Raw genomic sequence first — 23,380 nt, 5'->3', positions numbered from 1 at the left:
GCAGTTTTTTTGTTTTACAGGAAAGAACGTTGGATTTTATGCCAAAATGTATTATTCGTTAATTTAACGGTCTTGAGTTCTTTTTCCGATAATTGAATATCGACGGAATCTGTCCGTTTTAAACTGAGCGCTTCATTGTCCATTCCGATGATCGGATAGTCGTTGCCATCTTCGATGATGCGTAAAGACAACTTACGACCGCGATTCAAGAGGAATGCCGATCCGAGTGTCCGGTACCGGTTGTTGTTGACGGAAGCAATCTCACTGACTTGAAGACAATGGATTAATGGATCAACGATTGCCCCTGATAATGATTTGTTGTAAGCCGTTGAACCGGTTGGTGTCGAGATGACCATACCGTCCCCGCGGAATGTCTCAAACAGGAACCCGTCGATATAGACCTCAATTGCCAGCGACTTGATGATGCTCGACTTAACGGAACATTCATTTAGACACAACATACCCGGTCCACCGTTAATTGAAGCTTCGAGGAGCGGATAGCGACGGACTTCAATTTCACCTTCAGAAGCACGGCTTCCGGTTTCCTTGAATATGGCTTCAACCGAAGAGAGATCGTTGATATCGAAGTCACAATAAAATGAGTTCGGTCCTTCGGCAAAACCGACATAAATCGCGTCTTCCCGGAATCCTGTAAAGCGTGCCGCTTGAAGGAAGGCACCGTCTCCGCCGATCGAGACAATGATGTTGGCTTGTTTGTGGTTCTGAACGACATTCAGTCCATACCGATTTCCTACTTCAATCAGTTTACGTACCTGCGTCTCGTGTCTTTGTTTGTTACGGTAATACAGGTAGACATTGTTTCGAGCCATGGTCAATTCCCCCTTGAAAGCGTTTCATGAACTCCTTTATTATACCCGTCTTTGACAAAAATCGGTACTGCCAGCTCGAAGTGCGGGCAGAAATCTTGTGTTACCGTGGTGGCATTTCTATAGTAGAATGGAAAACGACATATGAATCTATCGGGAAATGGGGAATTTACATGGCAACATTTAAAGGGAACGCAATCACATTAATCGGAACACCTGTTGAAATCGGACAAGAGGCACCGGATTTCGAAGTATTAGCAAACGATCTTTCACCGGTGACACGCGATACGTATGAAGGAGTTCGAATTATCAGTGTCGTACCATCAATCGATACAGGTGTCTGTGATGCCCAAACACGTAAATTCAACGAAGAAGCAGCGGCTATTGAAGGTGTAACAGTCTTGACGATTTCAAACGACTTACCGTTTGCACAACGTCGTTGGTGTGCGGCGAGTGGACTCGACAACGTCGTGACGCTGTCAGATCACCGTGATCTTTCGTTCGGTACACAGTACGGAGTCGCAATCGAAGAACTTCGTTTACTGACTCGTTCGGTCTTCGTCATCGACGCAGCAAATGAAGTCGTTTATGCGGAATATCTAGAAGAGTCAACGAATGAAGTTGATTTTGAATCAGCACTTGCGGCTGCCAAAGGAGCCAAAACAACGAAGTAAGAATGGTTTACAAACGGCGTAAAACCGCTACAATGAAAGTAATGAGAAAGAACGGCTCCCAAGAAGTGCGGGGGCCGTTTCGTTTTGAAAGGATGGAACACACATGGAATCACTAGAAAAATTATATAAAGAATTGACACAGCAAACGCGTAAATTAGAACGTGATTTAGACATGCCGTACCTTGAAGGTCTGACGGAAGTCATCGACCGTTTGAATGAACGGCATACGGAAAACGTAGAACCGGAAACCGTCCGAAAAGCCGTATCACTTGCCATTCTCGAAGGAATGAAACAGGCACAACCGAATCACTTGCCGACACCGGACAGCGTCGCATTGTTTGCGGGTTATTTAATCGGGAAACTAATCAAGAAGGAGGATGTCCGTCTGCTGGATCTTGGCAGCGGGACAGGCGGTATGTTGCATGCTGTCCTCAGTCAACTTCCGAAAGATACGGTTGCCGAAGCCGTTGAGGTGGATGAAACATTAATTCGATTGTCGGCATCTGTTTCTGAACTCATGGATTATCCGGTCAACTATACGCATCAGGATGCTTTGCGTCCGCTTTTGCTTGATCCGGTCGATTTAGCTATGGCAGATTTGCCGATCGGCTATTATCCGGATGAAGAAGTCTCGAAAACATACGTTTTAAAACGGGATGAAGGTATGAGTTACAGCCATTTCCTGTTGATCGAACAAGCAATGAATTATGTGAAACCGGGCGGGTTTGGAGTGTTTGTCATTCCGAACGGACTCTTTCAACATGATACAGAAGGTAAGCTGAAGCAATATTTCGAAACAAAAGCCCATGTCGTCGGAATCCTCCAGTTACCGTTGACGATGTTCAAGCAGGAACAAGCAGCTAAAAGTTATTTGATTGTCCGGAACCACTTGGCGGGTATGACGATGCCAAAACAGGCATTGTTGGCCGAGTTGCCATCGTTTACCGACGCCCGTGCCTTCGGCGGGATGGTGAAACAGATTGATGAATGGATTAACACAGAATTAAAATGAAATGCGCAAAGTGATTGAAATCTGTCGTTAATTTGACTATTCTAGTGTAGAACAGAAAAAGAGCAAGACTCATACAGATGTGAATGTCGATCGATTTGAATGGAAAAGGGGAAATAAATCATGGCAAAGATTATGGCAGTAAACGCCGGTAGTTCGTCACTGAAGTTCCAATTACTTGAGATGCCGAATGAAACGATGATTGCAGTTGGTTTAGTAGAGCGCGTCGGAAAAGACGATGCCATCTTTACGATTAAATATGGCGAAGGACAGAAATACACGGATGTTCTTCCGCTTGCGACACATAAAGAAGCAGTTGAATTATCACTTGAGAAACTCATGGAATTCGGCATCATCTCATCGTATGATGAGATCAAAGGTGTCGGACACCGTGTGTTACACGGTAAAGAAAAATATGCGGACTCTGTTGTCATTACAGAAGAAGTCATGCAAGACATCGAATCTTACACGGAGCTCGGTCCGTTACACATTCCGCCAAACTTGATCGGAATTCGTGCGTTCCAAGCGATTTTACCGGAAGTACCGCAAGTCGCTGTTTTTGATACAGCTTTCCACCAAACAATGCCGGAAGAAAACTTCCTGTACAGTCTTCCGTACGAATACTACACAGAGTACGGCATCCGGAAGTACGGTTTCCACGGAACAAGCCATAAATATGTCACGGAACGTGCTTCTGAATTGTTGGGCCGTCCATTACAAGACTTGCGTCTGATTTCATGTCACCTCGGTAGCGGAGCATCGATCGCAGCTGTCGCAGGCGGAGAATCACTTGATACAACAATGGGCTTCACACCACTCGAAGGAATCACGATGGGAACGCGCTCTGGTTCGCTTGACCCAGCCTTGATCCCATTCTTGATGGAGAAAACCGGCAAGACAGCAGAAGACGTTCTAAATGTCATGAACAAAGAGTCAGGCATCTACGGTCTTTCTGGTCTTTCAAGTGACCTGCGTGATGTTGAATCTGCAGCGACAGAAGGAAATCACCGTTCGGAAATGGCGTTACGAATCTTCGCTAACCGGATTCATGGCTATATCGGTCAGTATGCAGCAGAGATGAATGGCGTCGATGCCATCATCTTTACAGCAGGTGTCGGTGAAAACTCGGATTCGATCCGTGAGCGTGTCTTACGTGGCCTTGAATTCATGGGCGTTTATTGGGATCCTTCACTCAACAACGGTGCACGCGGAGAAGAATTGTTCATCAACTATCCGCATTCACCGGTCAAAGTCATCATCATTCCGACGAATGAAGAATTGATGATTGCCCGTGACACGGTTCGTATCGGTGGATTGGTCGAGCAAAACGCATAATTAAATCTTTTTGAGCAAACGTCTGGATCACAACGAAAGTTGTATTCAGGCGTTTTTTTGTTTGAAGAAAATCATCTCAACGGAGTGAAAACAGGTGAGATGATTTCTCGTAATAAAAACGTTTGTTACAAGGTTTGTCATATAAAAAACGTGAAAACGAAAGTTAAACCGATTATTGTCGAAAAAACGGTTTGAAACCGATAAAAATGAGACTTTTGTAATATAAAAGTAACAATGACGTCATCTTTTTGTGGTCTATATGTAACGGCACAGCTTCATTTTGTCATGTATATTAATGTAAGTTACAAAACAGGGACAATTATGGAGGAGAGATTACATGATGATGAAACGAATAATCGCTAGTGTTTTAGCAGTCTTGTTAGCACTCAGTTCGTTTGCAGGTCTTCAAGCGGAAGCTGCAACTAAAAAAAATGTCAAGTCGTCGGTCGATAGTCTGATTGTTCGCCAGAAAGCTACCACAGCGTCCAAGAAACTCGGTCTTCTATATAAGAATCAAACGTTACCGTACAAAGCTAAAACAGGAAACTGGTATAAAGTAAGTTATAAAGGAAAAACGGCGTACCTCAGTGCCCGTTATTCGAAAGTCGTCACATCAAGCGGATCGAAAAAACAATCAACAGGTGGTTGGAAAACAATCACAAACGTAAGTGCAACAGCTTATACACCATACGATCCAGGTAGCGGTAATTTAACGGCAATCGGCTGGAACATCAAGAGCTCGAAAAAGAAAGTCGTAGCAGTTGATCCACGTGTGATTCCGCTTCGTTCAACAGTCAAAGTGTATTACAAAGGGAAATTAAAAGGGACATATACAGCAGCAGATACAGGTGGTGCCATCAAAGGCAAGAAGATGGACATTTTGTACTACTCACGTGCCGAAGCATTTAACTGGGGTCGTCGTAACGTCACTGTTAAATACAAATAAGTCATTTCAATCAATCGTACATTGGTGCGATTGATTTTTTTTGTCCAAAAAAGCACTTCCTCTTGAAAGAGAAAGTGCTCAAAATGAGTTCAATTAAAGACGAACAATCAAGACATCACACTTCGCGTAACGTGTGATACTTTCTGAAACGCTACCGATAAAGAAACGTTCAACAGCGTTTAAGCCGGTTGCTCCACAGATAATCAAATCGACATTATGGTTGGGTGCAAGTTTTTTGGCGATGGTTACTTTCGGGGAACCGTATTCAATAGCGACTTCAACATCTTTTACACCACGCTCCTGAGCTGTCTTGACGTAATCATCGAGCAGTTCTTTTGCATAGGATTCGGCACGTTCGGTAATCGTCCGATCGTAGGCCTCGACAGTTGCGAAAGTCCGTGTATCGATGACGTGAGCAATGACGAGTTTGGCATTGTTTCGAAGTGAGACGTCAATCGCCGTTTCAAAAGCACGTTCTGCCTCTTTTGATCCGTCGACTGCTACTAAAATGTTATGATATACGATTGCCATCTTGTATCCATCCCTTCGTCTTCCTCTGATTTTACACCCTTATTATACCATTCCCTCAAGTAGAAGGTGAGGAACATTTAAGGAGATTTTAAAATTGTTCTTCGCCAGCGGAACCCGTAAGATGGAAAGAGATGAAAGGAGGCGATGCCAAGATGAGGCACGCGTTAATTACAGCAGGAACAAAAGGACTCGGTGAAATGGTGACCCGTCGTTTACTCGAGGAGGGGTGGCACGTCACTGCGCTTCACCGCTCGGAGCCGACATTTGTTCACGAACGACTTCATTTGATTAAAGCGGACGTCACGCAGCAAAATCAATTGATGGATGCGGTTGAACAAACGATGACTGCCCACGGTCGGATTGACGCGTTAATTTTAAACGCGGGACCGTATATCTTCGAACGGAAATCGCTTGTCGACTATTCGGATGAAGAGTGGAATGAAGTAGTGACCGGTAACCTGACAGCCAGTTTTTGGTTATTGCGAAAAATCCTTCCGATTATGCGCGAACAACAATACGGACGTATCATTACATACGGTTTTCCGGAGAGTGCATCTGCACCCGGGTGGGTGGAGCGAGCTGCATTCGCCGCTGCGAAAAGCGGTATGGTCAGTTTGACGAAAAGTGTAGCGCTTGAAGAGGCGGAATACGGAATTACGGTAAACATGGTCAATCCCGGTAATATTGTGGGCGACAATAAGTCAAAACGGATTGAAGAGGCGACGGCGGATGAACAGACGCCGGTCGGACGGACAGGTGTCGGAGAAGATATCGCGCGGACGATTTCATTTTTAGTAGCGGAAGAATCCAGTCTGATTACAGGGGCGATTCTTGATGTGACCGGTGGTGTCAATGTTGTGCATCAATCACGACCGTGATTTTTCGGAAGAAGGATTAACAGCTGGATTTGGCTGTGTATACAAATCAGGTGGGCGGAATTCGAATTCCGTCCACCTGATTTTTGTTTTTATTAGATTCTGATTTCGTTTACTGTACGGCTGTTACCGGTAAGGATTGGAGGTGCTTCGGATAGCGGGTCAGTGCTTCCGGTCCGCTCTCGGTTAAATGAATGTCATCTTCAATACGGACACCGCCGACGTTCGGGACATAGATCCCTGGCTCCAGTGTATATACGATTCCAGACTCCGCTGTCAGCAAGTTGTTCGATGCGAGTGACGGGAATTCATGGACATCGATGCCGAGACCGTGTCCAACACGATGGGTGAAATAGTCACCGTAACCGGCTTGTTCAATCACCTTCCGGGCAGCTTGATCTAATGTACCAAGAGTCACGCCGACCCGGCTGGCTTCCGTTGCTGCTTCAAGTGCTTGAAGAACTGTTTGATAAATAGTTTGTTGTTCTTCACTGGCTTCCCCGTAAACGAACGTCCGAGTAATGTCTGAGCAATATCCTTTCCAAACGACACCAAGGTCGAACAGAACGAAATCGCCTTCTTGAATGACTCGGTCACCGGGCACACCATGCGGATCGGCACTGTTTGCTCCGAATAAAACCAATGTATCGAACGACATCTCACGGACGCCCTTCTTTTTCATTTCGAACTCGATTGTTGAAATGACTTCCATTTCCGTGACGCCGGGACGAATCGCCTGTTTGCCGATTTCGATCGCTTCGTCAGCTAATGCTGCTGCTTCGCGGAGAATTGCAATTTCTTGAGCGTCTTTTTTTAGGCGTAGTGCTTGCAAGGGTTGACCGATATCAAGAATTGCCGCATTTTCCTGACGGGCTTCCAACTCTTTAAACCGGCTGAAAGTCATGTGTTCGCCTTCAATTCCAATTCGGTTATTGGAAATCGAAAATGTCTTCAGGGTTTCGCTAATTTTGTCAAATGGATGCTCGTGGTCCGCATACGTAATGACTTCGCCGTCCCATGGACTTGCAGCGACGATGTTGGCTTCGAGGGCTGGGCAGAAGAGGGCACGTTTTCCGTTAGCATCTACGATGACAGCCATCACACGTTCATGAGGTTCCGCATAGACACCTGAAAAATAAAACACACTCGCTTTTGACGTAATCAATGCAACGTCGATTCCTGATTCCTGTAATACACGACTAATCTGATTTGTCCGTTCTAACATATCGCTTCCACCTCTCTGTTCGTTTCAGGATTCAGTATACCATCGTTAGAAACGGAAAACATTTCTCGCAAATCGGGACTAGTACACTTTTCATTCGTTGGAGTGGTACAGTATAATGACAGAAGAGTAGAATATAGGAAAAAGAAGGGATACAGCATGCCTACAAAACATGAACAGATCATCCGGCACATTGAGGATCTCGATGTGGGCGCCAAAATATCCGTCCGGCAAATCGCAAAGGACTTAACGGTATCCGAAGGTACGGCATATCGTGCCATCAAAGAAGCGGAAAATTTAGGGTTCGTCTCAACGATTGAACGTGTCGGGACGATTCGCATTAAAAAGAAACAAAAAGAAAATATTGAAAAACTGACGTTTGCGGAAGTCGTCAATATCGTCGATGGACAGGTTCTCGGAGGACGTGACGGACTTCATAAGACATTGACGAAGTTTGTCATCGGCGCGATGAAGTTAGAAGCGATGATGCGTTATATCGATGTCGACAGTCTCGTCATCATCGGAAACCGGGAAAAAGCACATGAGCTGGTCTTGGATGCAGGAGCAGCAGTTTTAATTACCGGTGGTTTTGACACGACGGAAGACGCAAAACGATTGGCAGACGAAATGGAGTTGCCGATCATTTCCACGTCTTACGATACGTTCACTGTCGCGACGATGATCAACCGGGCCATCTATGACCGACTGATCAAAAAAGAAATTTTACTGGTCTCCGATATCTTAATTCCTTTACACGATACGTTTTATTTGCAAACGAACGACCCGATTGCCAGATGGCATGAACTTAATGAGCAGACAAAACATAACCGTTATCCGGTCATTGATGAACAGATGAAGGTTGTCGGTGTCGTGACGGCGAAGGATATCATTGACCGTCCACATGACTGGCCGGTCGAAAAAGTCATGACCCGTCACCCGATCACGGTCGGAATCCGGACAAGCGTGACGAACTCCGCGCACCAGATGGTATGGGAAGGGATTGAGATGTTACCGGTCATCGATCAGTACGGACGTCTGCTTGGCATCATCAGCCGGCAAGATGTCTTGAAAGCCCTGCAACTGGCGAACCGTCAACCGCAAGTCGGCGAAACGTTTGATGACTTGATCACAGGACAGATCAAAGCGGCAGAAGATGCGAGAGGACCTTACCTTTCACTCGAAGTCTCACCGCAGATGACGAACTTCATGGGGACGGCTTCGAGTGGTGTCTTGACGACCTTGCTCGTCGAAGGAGCGACACGGATGTTGCGTCATATGAAAAAGGGTGACCTCGTCATCGAAAATGTCAGCATTTATTTCATCAAACCTGTTCAAATCGAGAGTACGATTACGATTCGAGCCAATGTGTTTGATGTCGGACGGAAGTTCGGAAAAGTGGATGTCGAGATGTATCAAGGTACACAAATCGTGGCGAAAGCACTCGTGACGTCACAACTAATCGATCGATGACAGGGACTGGACACAAAAAAAGACGGTAGCTACCGTCTTTTTTACGATTGTTCCGACTGTTCCATTTCACGGACGACATACGGATAGATTTTCTTATAGCGGATGAAACCTGCGATAAATGAAGCGACACCGATGACAATTAGAATCGAACAGACGACTTTTCCGATCGTCGTCGTCAATCCGTCACCAGACACAAATTGGTTAACGGCAAAAAGAATGACGAACAAGCTGAGCCAGATGCTCGCTTGCGTATTGAATAAAAATTTCCGGTTCGTGCTTTTCGTATGAAACGCACGTCGTTTTGCAAGTAAATATCCACCAAGAGACAAGACGATTAACAGAATGAGAACAAACTGCATATGGATGACCTCCTTTTCTTTCTATATCTGTTTGTATCATATCAATATTTAGAGGAGCTGTGCACTGTGAAAGAACAAATCAGACAATTGATTGAACAAGCATCGACAATCATCATTCATCGGCATGAACGTCCGGACCCTGATGCGCTAGGCAGTCAGTTTGGATTACAGCTGGTTTTACAAAAGCGATTTCCCGATAAAACAATAAAGGCAGTGGGCGAGATGGCGACCTCCCTTTCATTCATGGGAGAGCTCGATGCTGTAGAAGCAGCAGAGTACGCGCATGCACTCGTCATCGTCCTGGATACCGCCAATCAAGGACGGATCGATGGAGCGGAAGCCTTAAACGGTCAACACACGATTAAAATCGACCACCATCCGGACGAAGATCCATACGCCGACGTTCAACTTGTAGATACAACCGTCAGTTCGACGTCAGAATTATTGGTTCACCTCTTAAATGAATGGGAGTACGAGATTCCGGCAACGGCGGCGATTCAATTTTATGCAGGAATTGTCGGTGATACAGGCCGCTTCCAATTCAGAGGCACGACAAGCCGGACATTTTCCGTCGCAGCGCAACTGCTGGATACAGGAATCGATACGGATTGGCTCTACCGCAACATGTATCAGACGGAACTGGTTGCTTTACAGTTACAAGGCTATGTCTTGCAACATATCCAGTTGACGAAAGCCGGCGTCGGGTATGTCGTGTTGACACAGGATACATTGGCGACATTCGATGCGACCGTTGAACAAGCGTCCCTCCTCGTCAATAGCTTCGCAGGTCTGAAAGGCTTAAAAGCATGGGCATTATTCCTCGAAACTGATAAGGAAGTTCGTGTCCGCCTGCGTTCGAAAGGTCCGGTCATCAATGAGGTAGCCAAAGAATTTAATGGTGGCGGACATCCGATGGCATCAGGTGCGACGATCAAAGATTTGACGGAAGTGGATACGGTCGTCTCCCGTTTGAATGAAGTGGCAGAAGCCTTTACGTTCTAATAAAAAAAGGCTGCTCGCCATCATCCTGTTTCGGATACATGGCGAACAGCTTTTTTTAGCATCAATGAGTGGAAGCCTCTTCTTGAGGGATGAACCAAGTTCCCCGTTCTGTGTGATCTTCAATGACGTTTAATTCAAGTTCTTTAACGGACTTCCGGATTTTTTCAGCGATTTCTTCAGTCTCGGTAAATGCGGTTACCCCTAATTTCAGTTGTTCTACTTTTTCGCGGGCAATTTGGCTACGGTTTAAAATCATGGCAAACTCTCCTTCCTTGCAAGTCATGATGTTCTCTTTTTATTGTAGCGAAAAATGATGGGGATGGCGAGACTCAGAAACGCATAGATATGAAACTTCTGAAAACGTTTCATTTATGGAAGGAATAAAAGCAGATGAGAATGGAGGAAAAAGAATGATCCAACTAAATGTCCGTACAGCATACAGTCCTTTGCAAAGTACGATTCGGATGGATCGTTATCTGGATGAGGTCAAACGACGCGGCTTTTCAGCTGCAGCCATCTGTGAAACGTCCTTGACCGGCGTGCCGGCGTTCATGGCAGGTTGTGCGCAACGGGAACTGACTCCGATCATCGGACTAGAACAAGTCATAGAACCGGATGAACTCACGATTTTGTGGTATGCGAAGACGAGTCATGGACTAAAAGCACTCTACCGGCTTGCCAGTGAAATGCCTGTTGAAGACTATTCACAATTGATCGCTGTCCTGGAACCAAAACGCCAAGCACCGGAAGATGACTCGCGCTTACGGCGTCTCATCGCCCACTGGATGGGATCAGCGCACAAAGCGAAGATTTTTCTCGGCGTCAAGGCGGTCCGGTCGACCGTTGAGCGCGACAGCAGGGAACAGTACCGTCAAGCGGCAAATGCGCTCGGAATCGAAACGATTCCCATCGATCCTGTTCGTTATCTGTTTCGGGAAGAGGCGGAAGCGTTTCAAGCTTTGCGTGCGATTGACGAAGGGTCGACGTTCGCTGATCAAAAAGTCAGTCGGACGGCTCACTTTAAACTAATGGAGGAGTTGCACGAGCAGTATACTGATCGGGAACTGCGGTTGCTGAAACAATGGGGAGAGTCGCAGGAAACATTGACGTTGCCGTTTCAATCACGTCCTCTCCCGCAAGTATCGGATGATTCGAATCATGCATTGAACCGTTTGGCGCATGATGGCTTGCTCGCACATGGACATGTCGAGGAAGAAGCGACAAAACGGTTGCAGTATGAACTGGAAGTCATTGAAAAAACGGGATTTGCTGATTACTTTCTGATCGTCGAAGATTTAGTGCGCCATGCGAAGGTAAAAGGCATCCGTGTAGGACCGGGACGGGGCTCGGCCGCAGGGTCGCTCGTCAGTTATGCTCTCGGGATTACGACGGTAGACCCACTGAAATACGGGTTGTTATTTGAACGGTTCTTAAATCCGGAGCGGATCTCGATGCCCGATATCGATATTGATATCGAAGATGAGCGGCGGGAAGAAGTGCTTGAGTACCTGGTCGAACGGTACGGGAAGCAACATGTCGGTCAGATCGGAACGTTATCGACTCTTGGAGCGAAAGCAGCATTACGCGATGTTGCACGGGTGTTGGAGTTTTCTAAAGATGAAACAGATGCGGCAGCGAAACAGTTGGGAAAAGTGACGACATTACAAGGCCTTGAACAACAGGCTTCCATTTACCGCTGGTTCTCGGGCAGTGAAAAACGACGCCAATTACTGCAGCTTGCTCAAGCAATTGAAGGATTACCACGCCAACGTTCCATTCATGCTGCCGGTGTCATCATCGGATCAGATGAGTTGATCGAGACGACACCGGTTGATTTGAATGCCAGCGGACGGTTCGTTACACAATATCTAATGAAGGCCATCGAACAACAAGGATTGCTGAAGATTGACTTATTGGGGTTACGGAATTTAACACGACTGCGGCAGATGGAACAATTGATTCAACATACGTACCCCGATTTCTTGGTGGAACGGATACCGGACGAGGACAAAGCGACGTTACGATTGTTCGCCAAAGGGGAGACGGATCACATCTTCCAATTTGAGTCGGCCGGAATGAAACAGACGTTACGGGAGGTCAAGCCCAATCAGTTCGAGGATCTGGTCGCGACGATGTCACTGTTCCGTCCGGGACCGATGAAATTCATCGATCTCTATGCGAAACGAAAAGCCGGTCAACCCTATCAAATGGTCCATCCGATTTTAGAAGAGATTTTAACCGCGACGTACGGTGTCATCGTCTATCAAGAACAAATCATGGAGATTACACGCCGGGTCGCCGGATTCACCTTGGCGCAAGCTGATTTATTACGGCGGGCAATCTCGAAAAAAAGCAGTCAGTCTGTAGAGGCGGAAAAACAACGATTTATTGAAGGGGCGCTGCAAAACGGTTTTGATTTAACGGTCGCCGAAACGTTGTACGATCAAATTGAACGGTTTGCCGGATACGGATTTAACCGTAGTCATGCCGTGGCGTATACGAAAATCAGTTATGCCCTCGGATACATGAAGGCCCATTATCCACAAATCTTTTCATTGGTATCGATCGATCAACCGGAACGTCTCGTGCGTGTCATGCGGGAAAAACGTCTTCCGGTACTGCCGCCTGATATTTGGATGTCGGATTACCGTTCGACATTAGAAGGTAAAGGAATCCGGCTCGGCGTTCAAACACTTCGGGGAATCACGGAAAAAGATTTTCAGACGTTACGGGAAGCGGCCAAAACCTCGCAAACGATTACACAATTATTGTCAGCAGTTGGTTGGGGGAAAAAAGAACGGGCTAAGATTGAACTTTTGTTATACAGCGGAGCGCTCGATCGGGCAACTCATGGAGACCGTGGGCTAGCGGAACAGGAAGTCCTTGACTACTTTACGATGGCTTCGAATACACTTCTTCCGGATGAACTCGCAAGTCTCGGGCGAAGAAAGACAACGGCACAAACGAACCGGACAGCAACGGACTGGGCACGCCTTGAGCGTGAATCACTCGGATTTTGGTTGACCTATTCCCCATTGATGACCGCGATGAAGCCGCCGGTTGAAACGACGCATTTTCAAACGGTTTCCCTTGAAGGCAATCAAACCAATTACCTGGTCTGTTATATTGAGCAAATCCGTGAATTTAAGACAAAACGCGCCCAAACGATGGCGGTCATGCATGCCGTTGATGGGTATTCGACGGAAGAAGTTGTCGTTTTTCCGCAACAGTATGCAGCGTTTAAACGTTCGTTGTATATCGGAAACGTCTTGTTGATTGAAGTGAAGGTGCAGGAACGCGAAGGGAACCGGCAATTCGTCCTGGAGCGGTTACGTCCTTTAGGGCAAGATGTGTTATTCGTCAAACTACCGTCCAAAAATGATCTCGCGGTTCTTGAGCGGATGCTCGAGACCGTCCCCGGGGATATTCCGGTCGTCGTTCGTTATGCCGATACGAATGAGACCAAATCACTGCCGGGAATGTATGCCATCCAACAGGAAGAAGAATTGATGGCGCAACTCCGGATTCGATTCGGGGAAACGAATATCATCTTGAAAAATGTCCCTCGTTCGAACTAGTAGTAGGTAATAAGATTTGTTATAATAAGGGGTAATTGGTCTGACCAATGACCGCCGGAATAAGGAAATGACGCATGCGTCAGGAAGGTGGTGCTGTACAAATGGAGAAAAAGCGGAATGCTTTTGAAATGAATATTTCAGCAATCAAAACGATGATCGAACAGGATGGTTTTGTGCCGGGAGATCGAATTCCATCAGAACGTGAATTGGCAGAACGACTGTCGATTAGTCGTCCGTCTGTCCGGGAAGCACTTCGGACGTTAGCTTATCTCGGAATCATCGAGACGAGGCACGGCGGAGGTAGTTTTCTTTTAAACCGTGATGACCATACCTATATTCAAATCATCGCACAATTTTTAGTGACCGGCGATTCAAAGTTTGAAGATCTGGCAGGAACACTTCGTTTGCTTGAACAAGCAGCATTTGTTCAACTCGCAGACGCGTCCATTCTAGAAGTGCACGTCGATTCCGATGCGGCTTTTCGGGAAACGCTGATCGCTACAATCGATAACGATTTGTTTGAGCGGATTTGGCGGCAAGTGAATGCCTTCTATCAAAGTTTTGGTCAAGGGGAGCTCTATACGCGAGCGGAACGGGAAGCTTTTCTAAAACGCTCGTAGGAACCACAAGGGGGAACTAACGTGCAAGCATTTTTTCGAAAACCTAAAAAATTTGTCACTTTGACATCAAAAGAACAACGGGTCGATGTACCGGTTGGTTTAATGACGAAATGTCCGAAGTGCAAACTGATTCAATATACGAAACAACTCGAAGCCAATTTAAAAGTCTGTGTCTGTGGCTACCATCATCCGTTAACTGCTACCGAACGATTTGAACAATTGTTTGATGCGGGAACGATTACGTATTTCGATTTACCGGCAGTGAAGGCAGATCCACTCGATTTTCAGGATTATCCGGAAAAGCTGAAAGGAGATCAAGTACGGACAGGACTTGAAGAAGCGATTGTCTGCGGTGTTGGTCAAGTGAATGGATATCCGCTTGTAGCCTGTGTCATGGATGCACGTTTTCGGATGGGCTCAATGGGAGCGGCAGTCGGAGCTGCGATTGCAGAAGCCATCCGTTATGCAACGAAAGAACGGTTGCCTGTAACGATCTTTTCGGCTTCCGGTGGAGCACGGATGCAAGAGGGAATGGTCAGCCTGATGCAGATGGCGAAATCGAGCTTATTCCTGAAACAACATTCGGATGCCGGATTATTGTACGTTTCATGTATGACACACCCGACGACAGGTGGCGTGTCAGCCAGTTTTGCCATGTTAGGTGATTTTAATATTGCAGAACCCGGTGCCTTGATCGGCTTTGCCGGTCGCCGGATCATTGAACAGACGATTCGTGAAAAATTACCGGAAGACTTCCAAACGTCAGAGTTTTTATTGCAGGCGGGACAACTCGACGATGTCGTATCGCGACACGACTTGAAAACCTACTACACACGTATTCTGATGATGCACTCGGAGGGAACCAATCATGCAACCATTTGATCAACCAGTAATCGCATTGCGCGAAAAAATATTAGAACTGCACGATATGGCAGAGACACAAGGGCTCGATTTTAAAGAAGAGCTGAATTTATTGGAAGAACGGCTACGTCGATTAGAACTCGATATTTACGGGAATATGAAAGCGTGGAACCGTGTCCAACTGGCACGGCATCCGGAGCGTCCGACGACACTTGATTATGTTCGTCTGATCTGTGACGATTTCATTGAATTACATGGTGACCGGCACGGTTACGATGATGCAGCAATCGTCGGAGGAATTGCGATGCTGAATGGTCAAGCCGTGACAATCATTGGTCATCAGCGAGGAAAAGATACGAAAGAAAATATCCGCCGGAATTTCGGTATGCCGCATCCTGAAGGCTATCGAAAAGCTTTACGATTGATGCAACAAGCGGTGAAGTTCAATCGTCCGATCATCACGTTCATTGATACGAAAGGCGCGTATCCCGGCCGGGCAGCGGAAGAACGGGGACAAAGCGAAGCAATCGCGAAGAATCTCTTTGAAATGGCCGGAATGCCGGTCCCGATTATTTCGATCGTCATCGGTGAAGGCGGATCAGGTGGAGCACTTGGAATCGGTGTCTGTGATCAGTTGTTGATGTTGGAGAACTCCACGTATTCCGTCATTTCACCTGAAGGTGCAGCTGCCCTTCTTTGGAAAGATGCGAGTCTTGCTGAAAAAGCGGCAGAGTCAATGCAAATTACGGCGCCGGACTTACTTCGACTTGGAATCGCGGATGGAATCATCCCGGAAGTCATCGGTGGAGCGCATTTAGATGTTTCATTACAGGCCGACAAAGTAAAATCTGTTCTAGAACAAAGACTTGCCCAACTGACCCGTTTGACACCAGAGCAGTTAATCGAGAAGCGCACAGAAAAATATCACCAAATTGGCACATAACCTGCATGTAATCGCTATCATGATTGGCATTCCTTATTTCGTGATAGGATGAACAAACTGCTGTAGAAAGTTTATGCAGTCTGCCCTGTTGTAAAACAACAAAACTACGTGCTATTTTAGACTAAGATTAATGGAGAGGTGATTAACGTGAGTTTGAAACGGATTGCTGTTTTAACAAGTGGAGGCGACGCACCCGGCATGAACGCTGCAGTGCGTGCTGTAACACGTAAGGCGATTTTTCATGGACTGGAAGTATTTGGCGTCTATAACGGATATCAAGGTCTGATTAACGGAGATCTCGTCCAATTGAACCTTGGTTCAGTCGGTGACATCATTCAACGGGGCGGAACATTCCTTCGTTCTGCACGTTGCCCAGAGTTCCGGACAGAAGAAGGACGTGCGAAAGCTGTCGTCAATCTGAAGAAATTCGAAATTGATGCACTCGTTGTCGTTGGTGGTGACGGGTCTTATCGTGGTGCCCAAAAATTGACGGGACTTGGTTTCCCGACAATCGGTCTCCCTGGAACGATCGATAACGATATTCCAGGTACGGATTACACGATTGGTTTCGATACAGCACTCAACACGGCACTGGAAGCGATCGATAAGATTCGTGATACAGCGTCGTCGCATGAGCGGACGTATGTCATCGAAGTCATGGGACGCGACGCAGGGGATATCGCTCTTTATGCTGGATTAGCCGGCGGAGCGGAATCAATCCTGGTCCCAGAGCGACCAGAAGATTTAAAAGAAGTCCTAAACCGGATTCAAAGCGGTGTCAATCGTGGTAAAAAACACTCGATCGTCATCGTGGCAGAAGGTGCCGGACGCGCGCAGGATGTGGGAGACGAGATCGCCAAAGAAACAGGACTTGATACACGTGTCACAGTATTAGGTCATGTTCAACGCGGTGGTGCGCCGACAGCTGCTGACCGTGTATTGGCAAGCCGGATGGGTGCTTATGCAATCGACATCTTGCTTGAAGGTAAGCAAGGACGTGTCGTTGGGGTACGCGGTGGCAAGATGATTGATCTTGATATCGATGAGGCATTGGACGAAAACAAACACGAACTGGATCTTGGAATCTTAGAGTTGTCAAAACAACTATCAATTTAAGATCGACCGATATCAGTCGGAGTAGAATAGGTTTTATTGGCATTGTGATTGAACAGCCAAACATTGTAGGAGGTTTATGGAATATGCGCAGAACTAAAATTGTATGTACGATTGGACCGGCGTCAGAAAAACGTCTTCCAGAAATGATTGAAGCGGGTATGAACGTCGCTCGTTTGAACTTCTCACACGGTGACTATGAAGAACATGGTGCCCGTATTACGGACATCCGCCGTGCAGCAGAAGAAGCAAATAAATTAGTTACGATTCTTTTAGATACAAAAGGTCCTGAAATCCGTACGCATACATTTGAAGAAGGCAAAGCTCTTCTCGTACGCGGCAAACAAGTCATCGTCGTCAGTGGTGACGCGAACGAAATCGTCGGAACAGCAGACAAGTTCTCTGTCACGTACGATGGTTTATATGATGATGTCGAGGTCGGTTCGATGATCATGTTAGATGACGGATTAATCGGACTTCGTGTCGCAGAAAAACTCGAAAACCGTGAACTCCTTTGTGACATCGAAAACGAAGGAATCATCAAAACGAAAAAAGGCGTTAACTTACCAAACGTAAAAGTTAACTTACCTGCTTTGACAGACAAAGATATCGCAGACATCGAGTTCGGAATCAAAAGCGACATCGATTTGATTGCTGCTTCATTCGTTCGTCGCGCATCTGATGTCGTTGCGATTCGTCAATTGCTCGAAAAACACAATGCAAGTCATATCAAAATCTTCCCGAAAATTGAAAACCAAGAAGGTGTCGACAACATCGAAGAAATCATCGCGATTTCAGACGGTTTGATGGTCGCACGTGGTGATCTTGGAATCGAGATTCCGACGGAAGAAGTTACACCAACACAAAAAGATCTCATCAAAATTTGTAATGACTACGGTAAACCGGTCATCACAGCAACGCAAATGCTTGACTCGATGCAACGTTTCCCACGTCCGACACGTGCCGAAGCATCAGACGTCGCAAACGCGATTCTTGATGGAACAGATGCGATCATGCTTTCAGGTGAAACAGCAGCCGGGGACTACCCAATTGAGTCTGTTCAAATGATGCATACGATTGCGAAGCGCACAGAAAAAATGCTTGACTACAAAATGCTCTTGAAAGATCGTCAAACACGCAGTGAGCACACTGTGACGGATGCAATCGCTCAAGCAGTTACGCATACAGCGATCAACCTGGACGCTAAAGCAATCTTGACACCGACTCAGTCTGGTTACACAGCTGCCCGGATTTCAAAATACCGTCCAGAGCCAAACATCGTTGCCGTTACACCGAGCGCGCGTGTTGCACGTCAACTCAATATCGTTTGGGGTGTTTACCCGATCGTTGTCGATCATTTGTCAGACAACACGGATGACATGTTGACACTTGCTGCTGATACAGCAAAAGAAGCAGGATTCGTTACAGACGGTGACCTCGTCGTCATCTCTGCAGGTATCCCGGCTCTTACGGCAGGTACGACAAACATGTTGAAAATCCATATCGTCGGTAAAGAGATCACAAACGGTCGCGGAATCGGTGAACGTGGTGTCGTTGGCGAAGTTGTCATCGCTCATACAGCTGAAGAAGCAAACGCAAAAGCAAAACCAGGTATGATTCTGATCACGAACTCAACGGATCGCGATATGATGCCTGCAATCGAGATGGCTGCAGCAATGGTCACAGTAGACGGCGGATTGACAAGCCATGCTGGAATCGTTGGTCCTTCACTCGGTAAACCGGTTATCGTCGGTGTTGAAAATGCCATGACAATCTTCACGGATGGTCAACGTATTTCAATCGATCCTTTAACAGGTAAATTGTACAACGCATAATCAATGAAACGGATGTGGCGAAAGCCATGTCCGTTTTTTCAAATCGGGGGTTTGAACATGGAAGCCTATCTTTTTTTGATTGGTCTCGTGTTGATTGGTGTCATCGCTCAAAATAAATCGTTGATCATTGCGGCCGCATTTTTACTCATCATCAAAGCAATCGGGCTCGACGGTCGCCTGTTCCCGTCGTTACAGGCGAAAGGCATCACATGGGGGGTCACGTTGATCACGGCGGCGATTTTAGTACCGATTGCAACGGGAGACATCGGATTTAGAGAATTACTGAACAGTATCCGGGGACATATCGGGATCATTTCATTTTTAGCAGGGATTTTTGTAGCCATCATTGCAGCCCACGGCGTTGGTCTGATGAAGGAAGATCCACTCGTCACGACAGCACTGCTTGCCGGAACGATTCTTGCAGTCGGACTGTTCCGCGGTGTACCGGTTGGTCCTTTGATCGGAGCAGGAATTGCAGCTCTTGTTATCGGAATGTGGGATATCATCGTTAAAACAATCAGTGGTTAAATTATGTAACAATAGTGAACTGAATTAATTTTTTGATAATAGTATGCAAGTTCGTTCACTTTTTGGTTAATTTTGTTTATACTAAGAACAGAAACAAGATGGTCTATTCAAGAGCAAACGGTTCAGAGTGGGGAACGACTCTTGCGTAGACGTCTTTTTTTCAATACGGAAATGAAAGCGTTTTAAATTTCTGGGGGAAAAAAAGGGGGATTTTTGTATGACACAAACAAAAGGTTTAGAAGGAATCGTCGCGACAGCATCGAAGATCAGTTCGATCATTGATGGTCAGTTGACGTATGGTGGGTATACAATTGATGATTTGGCGGAGCACGCCTCATTTGAAGAAGTGGTCTTTTTACTTTGGAATGACCGCTTACCAAAAGAAGACGAACTGAAGCAACTGTCAGAAGCTTTGATTGCTGAAGCAACGGTCGCACCAGCAGTTCTCGAGACATTAAAAGTGGCGCCGAAAACCGCCAACGCGATGTCAGCCATTCGCACGGCTTTATCCCAACTCGCATTATATGATGAATCGGCTGAAGATATGTCGACAGAGGCGAATTACGCTAAAGCCATCAAACTCCAGGCGCAGATTGCGACACTCGTAACAGCGTATGCACGAATCAAAAAAGACCAAGAGCCGGTTGCACCGAAAGCAGGTCTTTCTTATGCGGCAAACTTCCTCTACATGCTGACAGGCGAAGAACCGACAGAAGTAGCAGAAAAAGCCTTTAACCAAGCACTCGTCTTGCATGCCGATCACGAACTGAACGCTTCAACATTTACAGCACGTGTCTGTGTTGCAACCCTGTCAGATGTCTATTCAGGCGTCACAGCTGCCATGGGTGCTTTGAAAGGTCCGCTTCACGGTGGAGCGAACGAAGCGGTCATGAACATGTTGCTTGAAATTGATTCAGTTGAAAAGGTTGACGAGTATGTTCATAATAAACTTAAGAACAAGGAAAAAATCATGGGCTTCGGTCACCGTGTCTACAAAGACGGCGACCCGCGTGCGAAGCACCTCCAGGAGATGAGCCGTCAATTGACAGCTCAAATCGGAGAACCGAAATGGTACGAGATGTCAGTCAAGATTGACCAAATCGTCCAGTCGGAAAAAGGATTGAAACCGAACGTCGATTTCTATTCCGCTTCCACATACCATGCACTTGGACTTGATACGGAATTGTTTACGCCAATCTTTGCCGTCAGTCGTATGTCAGGTTGGTTAGCGCACATTTTAGAGCAGTATAGTGACAACCGCCTCATTCGTCCACGCGCCGATTATATTGGTGAAACACACCGGACATACGTGTCCATGAACGAACGTTAAAAAAGACGGAGAGGAGAAATCCTCTCCTGCTTTTTGATGACATCAATCATATTCAAGGGGGATTTTACAAATGGCTACAATTCAAGGCGAAAACATCACGGTAACAAACGGCACACTTAACGTACCAAACGCTCCAATCATTCCGTTCATCATCGGTGATGGCACTGGACCTGATATCTGGAATGCTGCAGTTCGTGTCTTTGATGCTGCTGTCGAAAAAGCATACAACGGTGAAAAAAAGATTGAATGGAAAGAAGTGTACGCTGGAGAAAAAGCATTCAACAAAACAGGCAACTGGCTTCCAGAAGAAACACTTGACCTGATCCGCGAACACATCATCGCGATCAAAGGACCACTCACGACACCAGTCGGCGGCGGAATCCGTTCGTTAAACGTTGCGCTTCGTCAAGAACTTGATTTATATACATGTCTTCGCCCGGTCCGTTACTTCACAGGTGTTCCTTCACCGGTTAAACGCCCAGAAGATACAGACATGGTCATCTTCCGCGAAAACACAGAAGATATCTACGCTGGGATCGAATATGCGTCAGGCAGCGAAGAAGCACAAAAATTACTTAACTTCCTGCAAACAGAGATGGGTGTCAACAAAATCCGTTTCCCTGAAACGTCTGGTCTCGGGATCAAACCGATCTCAAAAGAAGGAACAGAACGTCTTGTCCGTGCAGCGATTGAATATGCACTCGAAAACAAACGTGCTTCATTGACGCTCGTTCACAAAGGGAACATCATGAAGTTCACAGAAGGTGCATTCAAAAACTGGGGTTATGAACTCGCAGAACGTGAATATGCAGAACACGTCTTCACATGGAACCAGTATGACCGCATCAAGGATGAAGAAGGCGCTGATGCAGCGAACAAAGCACAATCTGAAGCAGAAACAGCTGGCAAGTTGATCGTCAAAGATTCGATTGCTGATATCTTCTTACAACAAATCTTGACGCGTCCAAAAGAATTCGATGTCGTTGCAACGATGAACTTGAATGGTGATTACATTTCTGATGCGCTTGCAGCACAAGTCGGCGGAATCGGGATTGCACCTGGTGCTAACATCAACTACATGACAGGTCACGCGATCTTCGAGGCGACTCACGGTACAGCACCGAAATATGCGGGACTTGATAAGGTAAATCCATCTTCTGTCATTCTTTCAGGAGAAATGATGTTCCGTCACCTTGGATGGAATGAAGTTGCAGACTTGATTATTCAATCAATGGAAAAATCAATTGAAAATAAAGTCGTCACATATGACTTCGCACGTCTCATGGATGGTGCGACAGAAGTGAAATGTTCTGAATTCGCAGATGAACTCATCAAGAATATGTAATCTTGAATAGGGGGACGGGGCAATGAATCGACGAAAAAAGATTTCGGTCATCGGGAGCGGATTTACAGGGGCAACAACAGCACTGTACCTCGCTCAAAAAGAGTTAGGGGATATCGTGCTCGTTGATATGCCGCAACAGGAAAACGCGACCAAAGGAAAAGCACTTGATATGCAGGAAACAGCACCGATTCAAGGTTTTGACGCCTGGATCAACGGGACATCTGATTATCAAGACATTCAAGGTTCTGACATCGTCGTCATTACGGCGGGGATTGCCAGAAAACCGGGGATGAGTCGTGAAGATCTTGTCAGCACGAATGCAAACGTCATGAAAGCCGTCACGAAAGAAATCGTGACCCATGCACCGGAATCGATCATCATCGTGTTGACGAACCCTGTCGATGCGATGACGTATACCGTCTTTCAAGCATCCGGTTTTCCGAAAGAACGCGTCATCGGTCAGTCCGGTGTGCTCGATACGGCGCGTTTCCGGACGTTCGTCGCAATGGAACTCAATGTCTCCGTTAAGGATATCTCCGGATTCGTGCTCGGTGGGCATGGCGACGATATGGTACCGTTGTTACGTTATTCCTACGCGGGCGGAATTCCGCTGGAGAAACTGCTGACACCGGAACGATTAGCTGCCATCGTCGAACGGACACGCAAAGGCGGCGGTGAAATCGTTCAGTTACTCGGGAACGGTTCGGCCTATTACGCACCGGCAGCTGCCATCGTCGAGATGGTGGAAGCAATTCTAAAAGATCAGCGGCGAATTTTGCCGGCGATTGCCTATCTCGAAGGAGAATACGGGTATGAGGACTTGTATCTCGGTGTTCCGACCATTCTTGGTGGGAACGGCGTGGAACGGGTACTGGAGTTGGACTTGACGTCAGAAGAAAAGCAAGGGCTGGATCGATCCGTTTCAACGGTCCGTTCTGTGTTGGAAATGCTCTGACTTCAATTTTAGTAAACAAGGC

Annotated in this window: 22 protein-coding genes; 17 read left to right on the top strand and 5 right to left on the bottom strand. The window is 46.6% G+C overall.

Features of this window, described 5'->3' with window-relative positions:
- Positions 1–14: 14 nt before the first annotated feature.
- Complete coding sequence (locus AC3IRK_RS11665; RefSeq protein ID WP_489169988.1) at positions 15–830, bottom strand: NAD kinase; 816 nt, start codon at positions 828–830, stop codon at positions 15–17.
- A 164-nt stretch (positions 831–994) separates the two neighbouring features.
- Here AC3IRK_RS11665 and tpx point away from each other — a divergent pair, with 164 nt between their 5' ends.
- From tpx to AC3IRK_RS11645, 4 genes are all read left to right on the top strand, one after another.
- Positions 995–1,501: a thiol peroxidase gene (tpx, locus tag AC3IRK_RS11660; protein ID WP_489170730.1), complete on the top strand. Its 507-nt coding sequence runs from the start codon at positions 995–997 to the stop codon at positions 1,499–1,501.
- A 103-nt stretch (positions 1,502–1,604) separates the two neighbouring features.
- Entirely contained in the window at positions 1,605–2,513 is a 909-nt protein-coding gene (locus tag AC3IRK_RS11655; protein ID WP_114595244.1) for a class I SAM-dependent methyltransferase, read from the top strand.
- A 120-nt stretch (positions 2,514–2,633) separates the two neighbouring features.
- Positions 2,634–3,845, top strand: coding sequence for an acetate kinase (locus AC3IRK_RS11650; protein ID WP_114595245.1), 1,212 nt, complete (start codon positions 2,634–2,636; stop codon positions 3,843–3,845).
- 340 nt (positions 3,846–4,185) lie between these two features.
- Complete coding sequence (locus AC3IRK_RS11645; protein WP_233494505.1) at positions 4,186–4,791, top strand: 3D domain-containing protein; 606 nt, start codon at positions 4,186–4,188, stop codon at positions 4,789–4,791.
- Positions 4,792–4,884: 93 nt separating this feature from the next.
- Here AC3IRK_RS11645 and AC3IRK_RS11640 read toward each other — a convergent pair whose 3' ends face one another.
- The gene (locus AC3IRK_RS11640) at positions 4,885–5,322 is read right to left on the bottom strand and encodes a universal stress protein (protein WP_026827730.1); all 438 of its coding nucleotides are present in this window, start codon (positions 5,320–5,322) and stop codon (positions 4,885–4,887) included.
- A gap of 152 nt (positions 5,323–5,474) precedes the next feature.
- Here AC3IRK_RS11640 and AC3IRK_RS11635 point away from each other — a divergent pair, with 152 nt between their 5' ends.
- A complete protein-coding gene (locus AC3IRK_RS11635; protein WP_131502801.1) occupies positions 5,475–6,200 on the top strand; it encodes an SDR family oxidoreductase in 726 nt (241 codons plus the stop codon).
- 109 nt (positions 6,201–6,309) lie between these two features.
- On the opposite strand, the gene AC3IRK_RS11630 is transcribed toward AC3IRK_RS11635, so the two are convergent.
- Positions 6,310–7,422 (bottom strand): M24 family metallopeptidase, encoded by a 1,113-nt coding sequence (locus tag AC3IRK_RS11630; protein ID WP_131972390.1) that lies wholly within the window; start codon positions 7,420–7,422, stop codon positions 6,310–6,312.
- A gap of 156 nt (positions 7,423–7,578) precedes the next feature.
- On the opposite strand from AC3IRK_RS11630, the gene AC3IRK_RS11625 reads away from it, so the two are divergent.
- Positions 7,579–8,889 carry a DRTGG domain-containing protein gene (locus tag AC3IRK_RS11625; protein WP_026827733.1) on the top strand — a complete coding sequence of 437 codons (1,311 nt, stop codon included), beginning with the start codon at positions 7,579–7,581 and terminating at the stop codon, positions 8,887–8,889.
- Positions 8,890–8,930: 41 nt separating this feature from the next.
- On the opposite strand, the gene AC3IRK_RS11620 is transcribed toward AC3IRK_RS11625, so the two are convergent.
- A complete protein-coding gene (locus AC3IRK_RS11620) occupies positions 8,931–9,248 on the bottom strand; it encodes a YtpI family protein (protein WP_131502799.1) in 318 nt (105 codons plus the stop codon).
- Between the two features lie 66 nt (positions 9,249–9,314).
- Here AC3IRK_RS11620 and AC3IRK_RS11615 point away from each other — a divergent pair, with 66 nt between their 5' ends.
- Positions 9,315–10,250, top strand: a complete 936-nt coding sequence (locus tag AC3IRK_RS11615) for a DHH family phosphoesterase (protein WP_131972391.1) — start codon at positions 9,315–9,317, stop codon at positions 10,248–10,250.
- A gap of 61 nt (positions 10,251–10,311) precedes the next feature.
- Here AC3IRK_RS11615 and AC3IRK_RS11610 read toward each other — a convergent pair whose 3' ends face one another.
- Positions 10,312–10,506: a YtzJ family protein gene (locus AC3IRK_RS11610; RefSeq protein ID WP_114595250.1), complete on the bottom strand. Its 195-nt coding sequence runs from the start codon at positions 10,504–10,506 to the stop codon at positions 10,312–10,314.
- Positions 10,507–10,660: 154 nt separating this feature from the next.
- Between AC3IRK_RS11610 and dnaE the strand changes: the two genes are divergently transcribed.
- From dnaE to mdh, 10 genes are all read left to right on the top strand, one after another.
- Positions 10,661–13,828, top strand: coding sequence for a DNA polymerase III subunit alpha (dnaE, locus tag AC3IRK_RS11605; protein WP_131502797.1), 3,168 nt, complete (start codon positions 10,661–10,663; stop codon positions 13,826–13,828).
- Between the two features lie 74 nt (positions 13,829–13,902).
- Positions 13,903–14,448, top strand: coding sequence for a FadR/GntR family transcriptional regulator (locus tag AC3IRK_RS11600; RefSeq protein WP_233494506.1), 546 nt, complete (start codon positions 13,903–13,905; stop codon positions 14,446–14,448).
- 21 nt (positions 14,449–14,469) lie between these two features.
- Positions 14,470–15,330: an acetyl-CoA carboxylase, carboxyltransferase subunit beta gene (accD, locus tag AC3IRK_RS11595; RefSeq protein WP_131972393.1), complete on the top strand. Its 861-nt coding sequence runs from the start codon at positions 14,470–14,472 to the stop codon at positions 15,328–15,330.
- On the top strand, positions 15,317–16,252 hold the full coding sequence (locus AC3IRK_RS11590; RefSeq protein ID WP_131502795.1) for an acetyl-CoA carboxylase carboxyltransferase subunit alpha: 936 nt from the start codon (positions 15,317–15,319) through the stop codon (positions 16,250–16,252). Before accD ends, AC3IRK_RS11590 begins: the two co-directional genes overlap by 14 nt.
- 153 nt (positions 16,253–16,405) lie before the next feature.
- Complete coding sequence (pfkA, locus tag AC3IRK_RS11585; protein WP_256442161.1) at positions 16,406–17,368, top strand: 6-phosphofructokinase; 963 nt, start codon at positions 16,406–16,408, stop codon at positions 17,366–17,368.
- 83 nt (positions 17,369–17,451) lie between these two features.
- Complete coding sequence (gene pyk, locus AC3IRK_RS11580) at positions 17,452–19,200, top strand: pyruvate kinase (RefSeq protein ID WP_131502794.1); 1,749 nt, start codon at positions 17,452–17,454, stop codon at positions 19,198–19,200.
- A 51-nt stretch (positions 19,201–19,251) separates the two neighbouring features.
- A complete protein-coding gene (locus AC3IRK_RS11575; protein ID WP_165871641.1) occupies positions 19,252–19,728 on the top strand; it encodes a DUF441 domain-containing protein in 477 nt (158 codons plus the stop codon).
- A gap of 217 nt (positions 19,729–19,945) precedes the next feature.
- Positions 19,946–21,058 (top strand): citrate synthase, encoded by a 1,113-nt coding sequence (gene citZ / locus AC3IRK_RS11570; RefSeq protein ID WP_131972395.1) that lies wholly within the window; start codon positions 19,946–19,948, stop codon positions 21,056–21,058.
- Positions 21,059–21,128: 70 nt separating this feature from the next.
- Positions 21,129–22,403, top strand: a complete 1,275-nt coding sequence (gene icd, locus AC3IRK_RS11565; protein ID WP_489169987.1) for an NADP-dependent isocitrate dehydrogenase — start codon at positions 21,129–21,131, stop codon at positions 22,401–22,403.
- A gap of 22 nt (positions 22,404–22,425) precedes the next feature.
- Positions 22,426–23,358 carry a malate dehydrogenase gene (gene mdh / locus AC3IRK_RS11560; RefSeq protein ID WP_131972396.1) on the top strand — a complete coding sequence of 311 codons (933 nt, stop codon included), beginning with the start codon at positions 22,426–22,428 and terminating at the stop codon, positions 23,356–23,358.
- Positions 23,359–23,380 lie beyond the last annotated feature (22 nt).

It is taken from the genome of Exiguobacterium sp. GL_137 (assembly GCF_057834585.1).
This window is presented reverse-complemented; position numbering and strand designations above follow the sequence as displayed.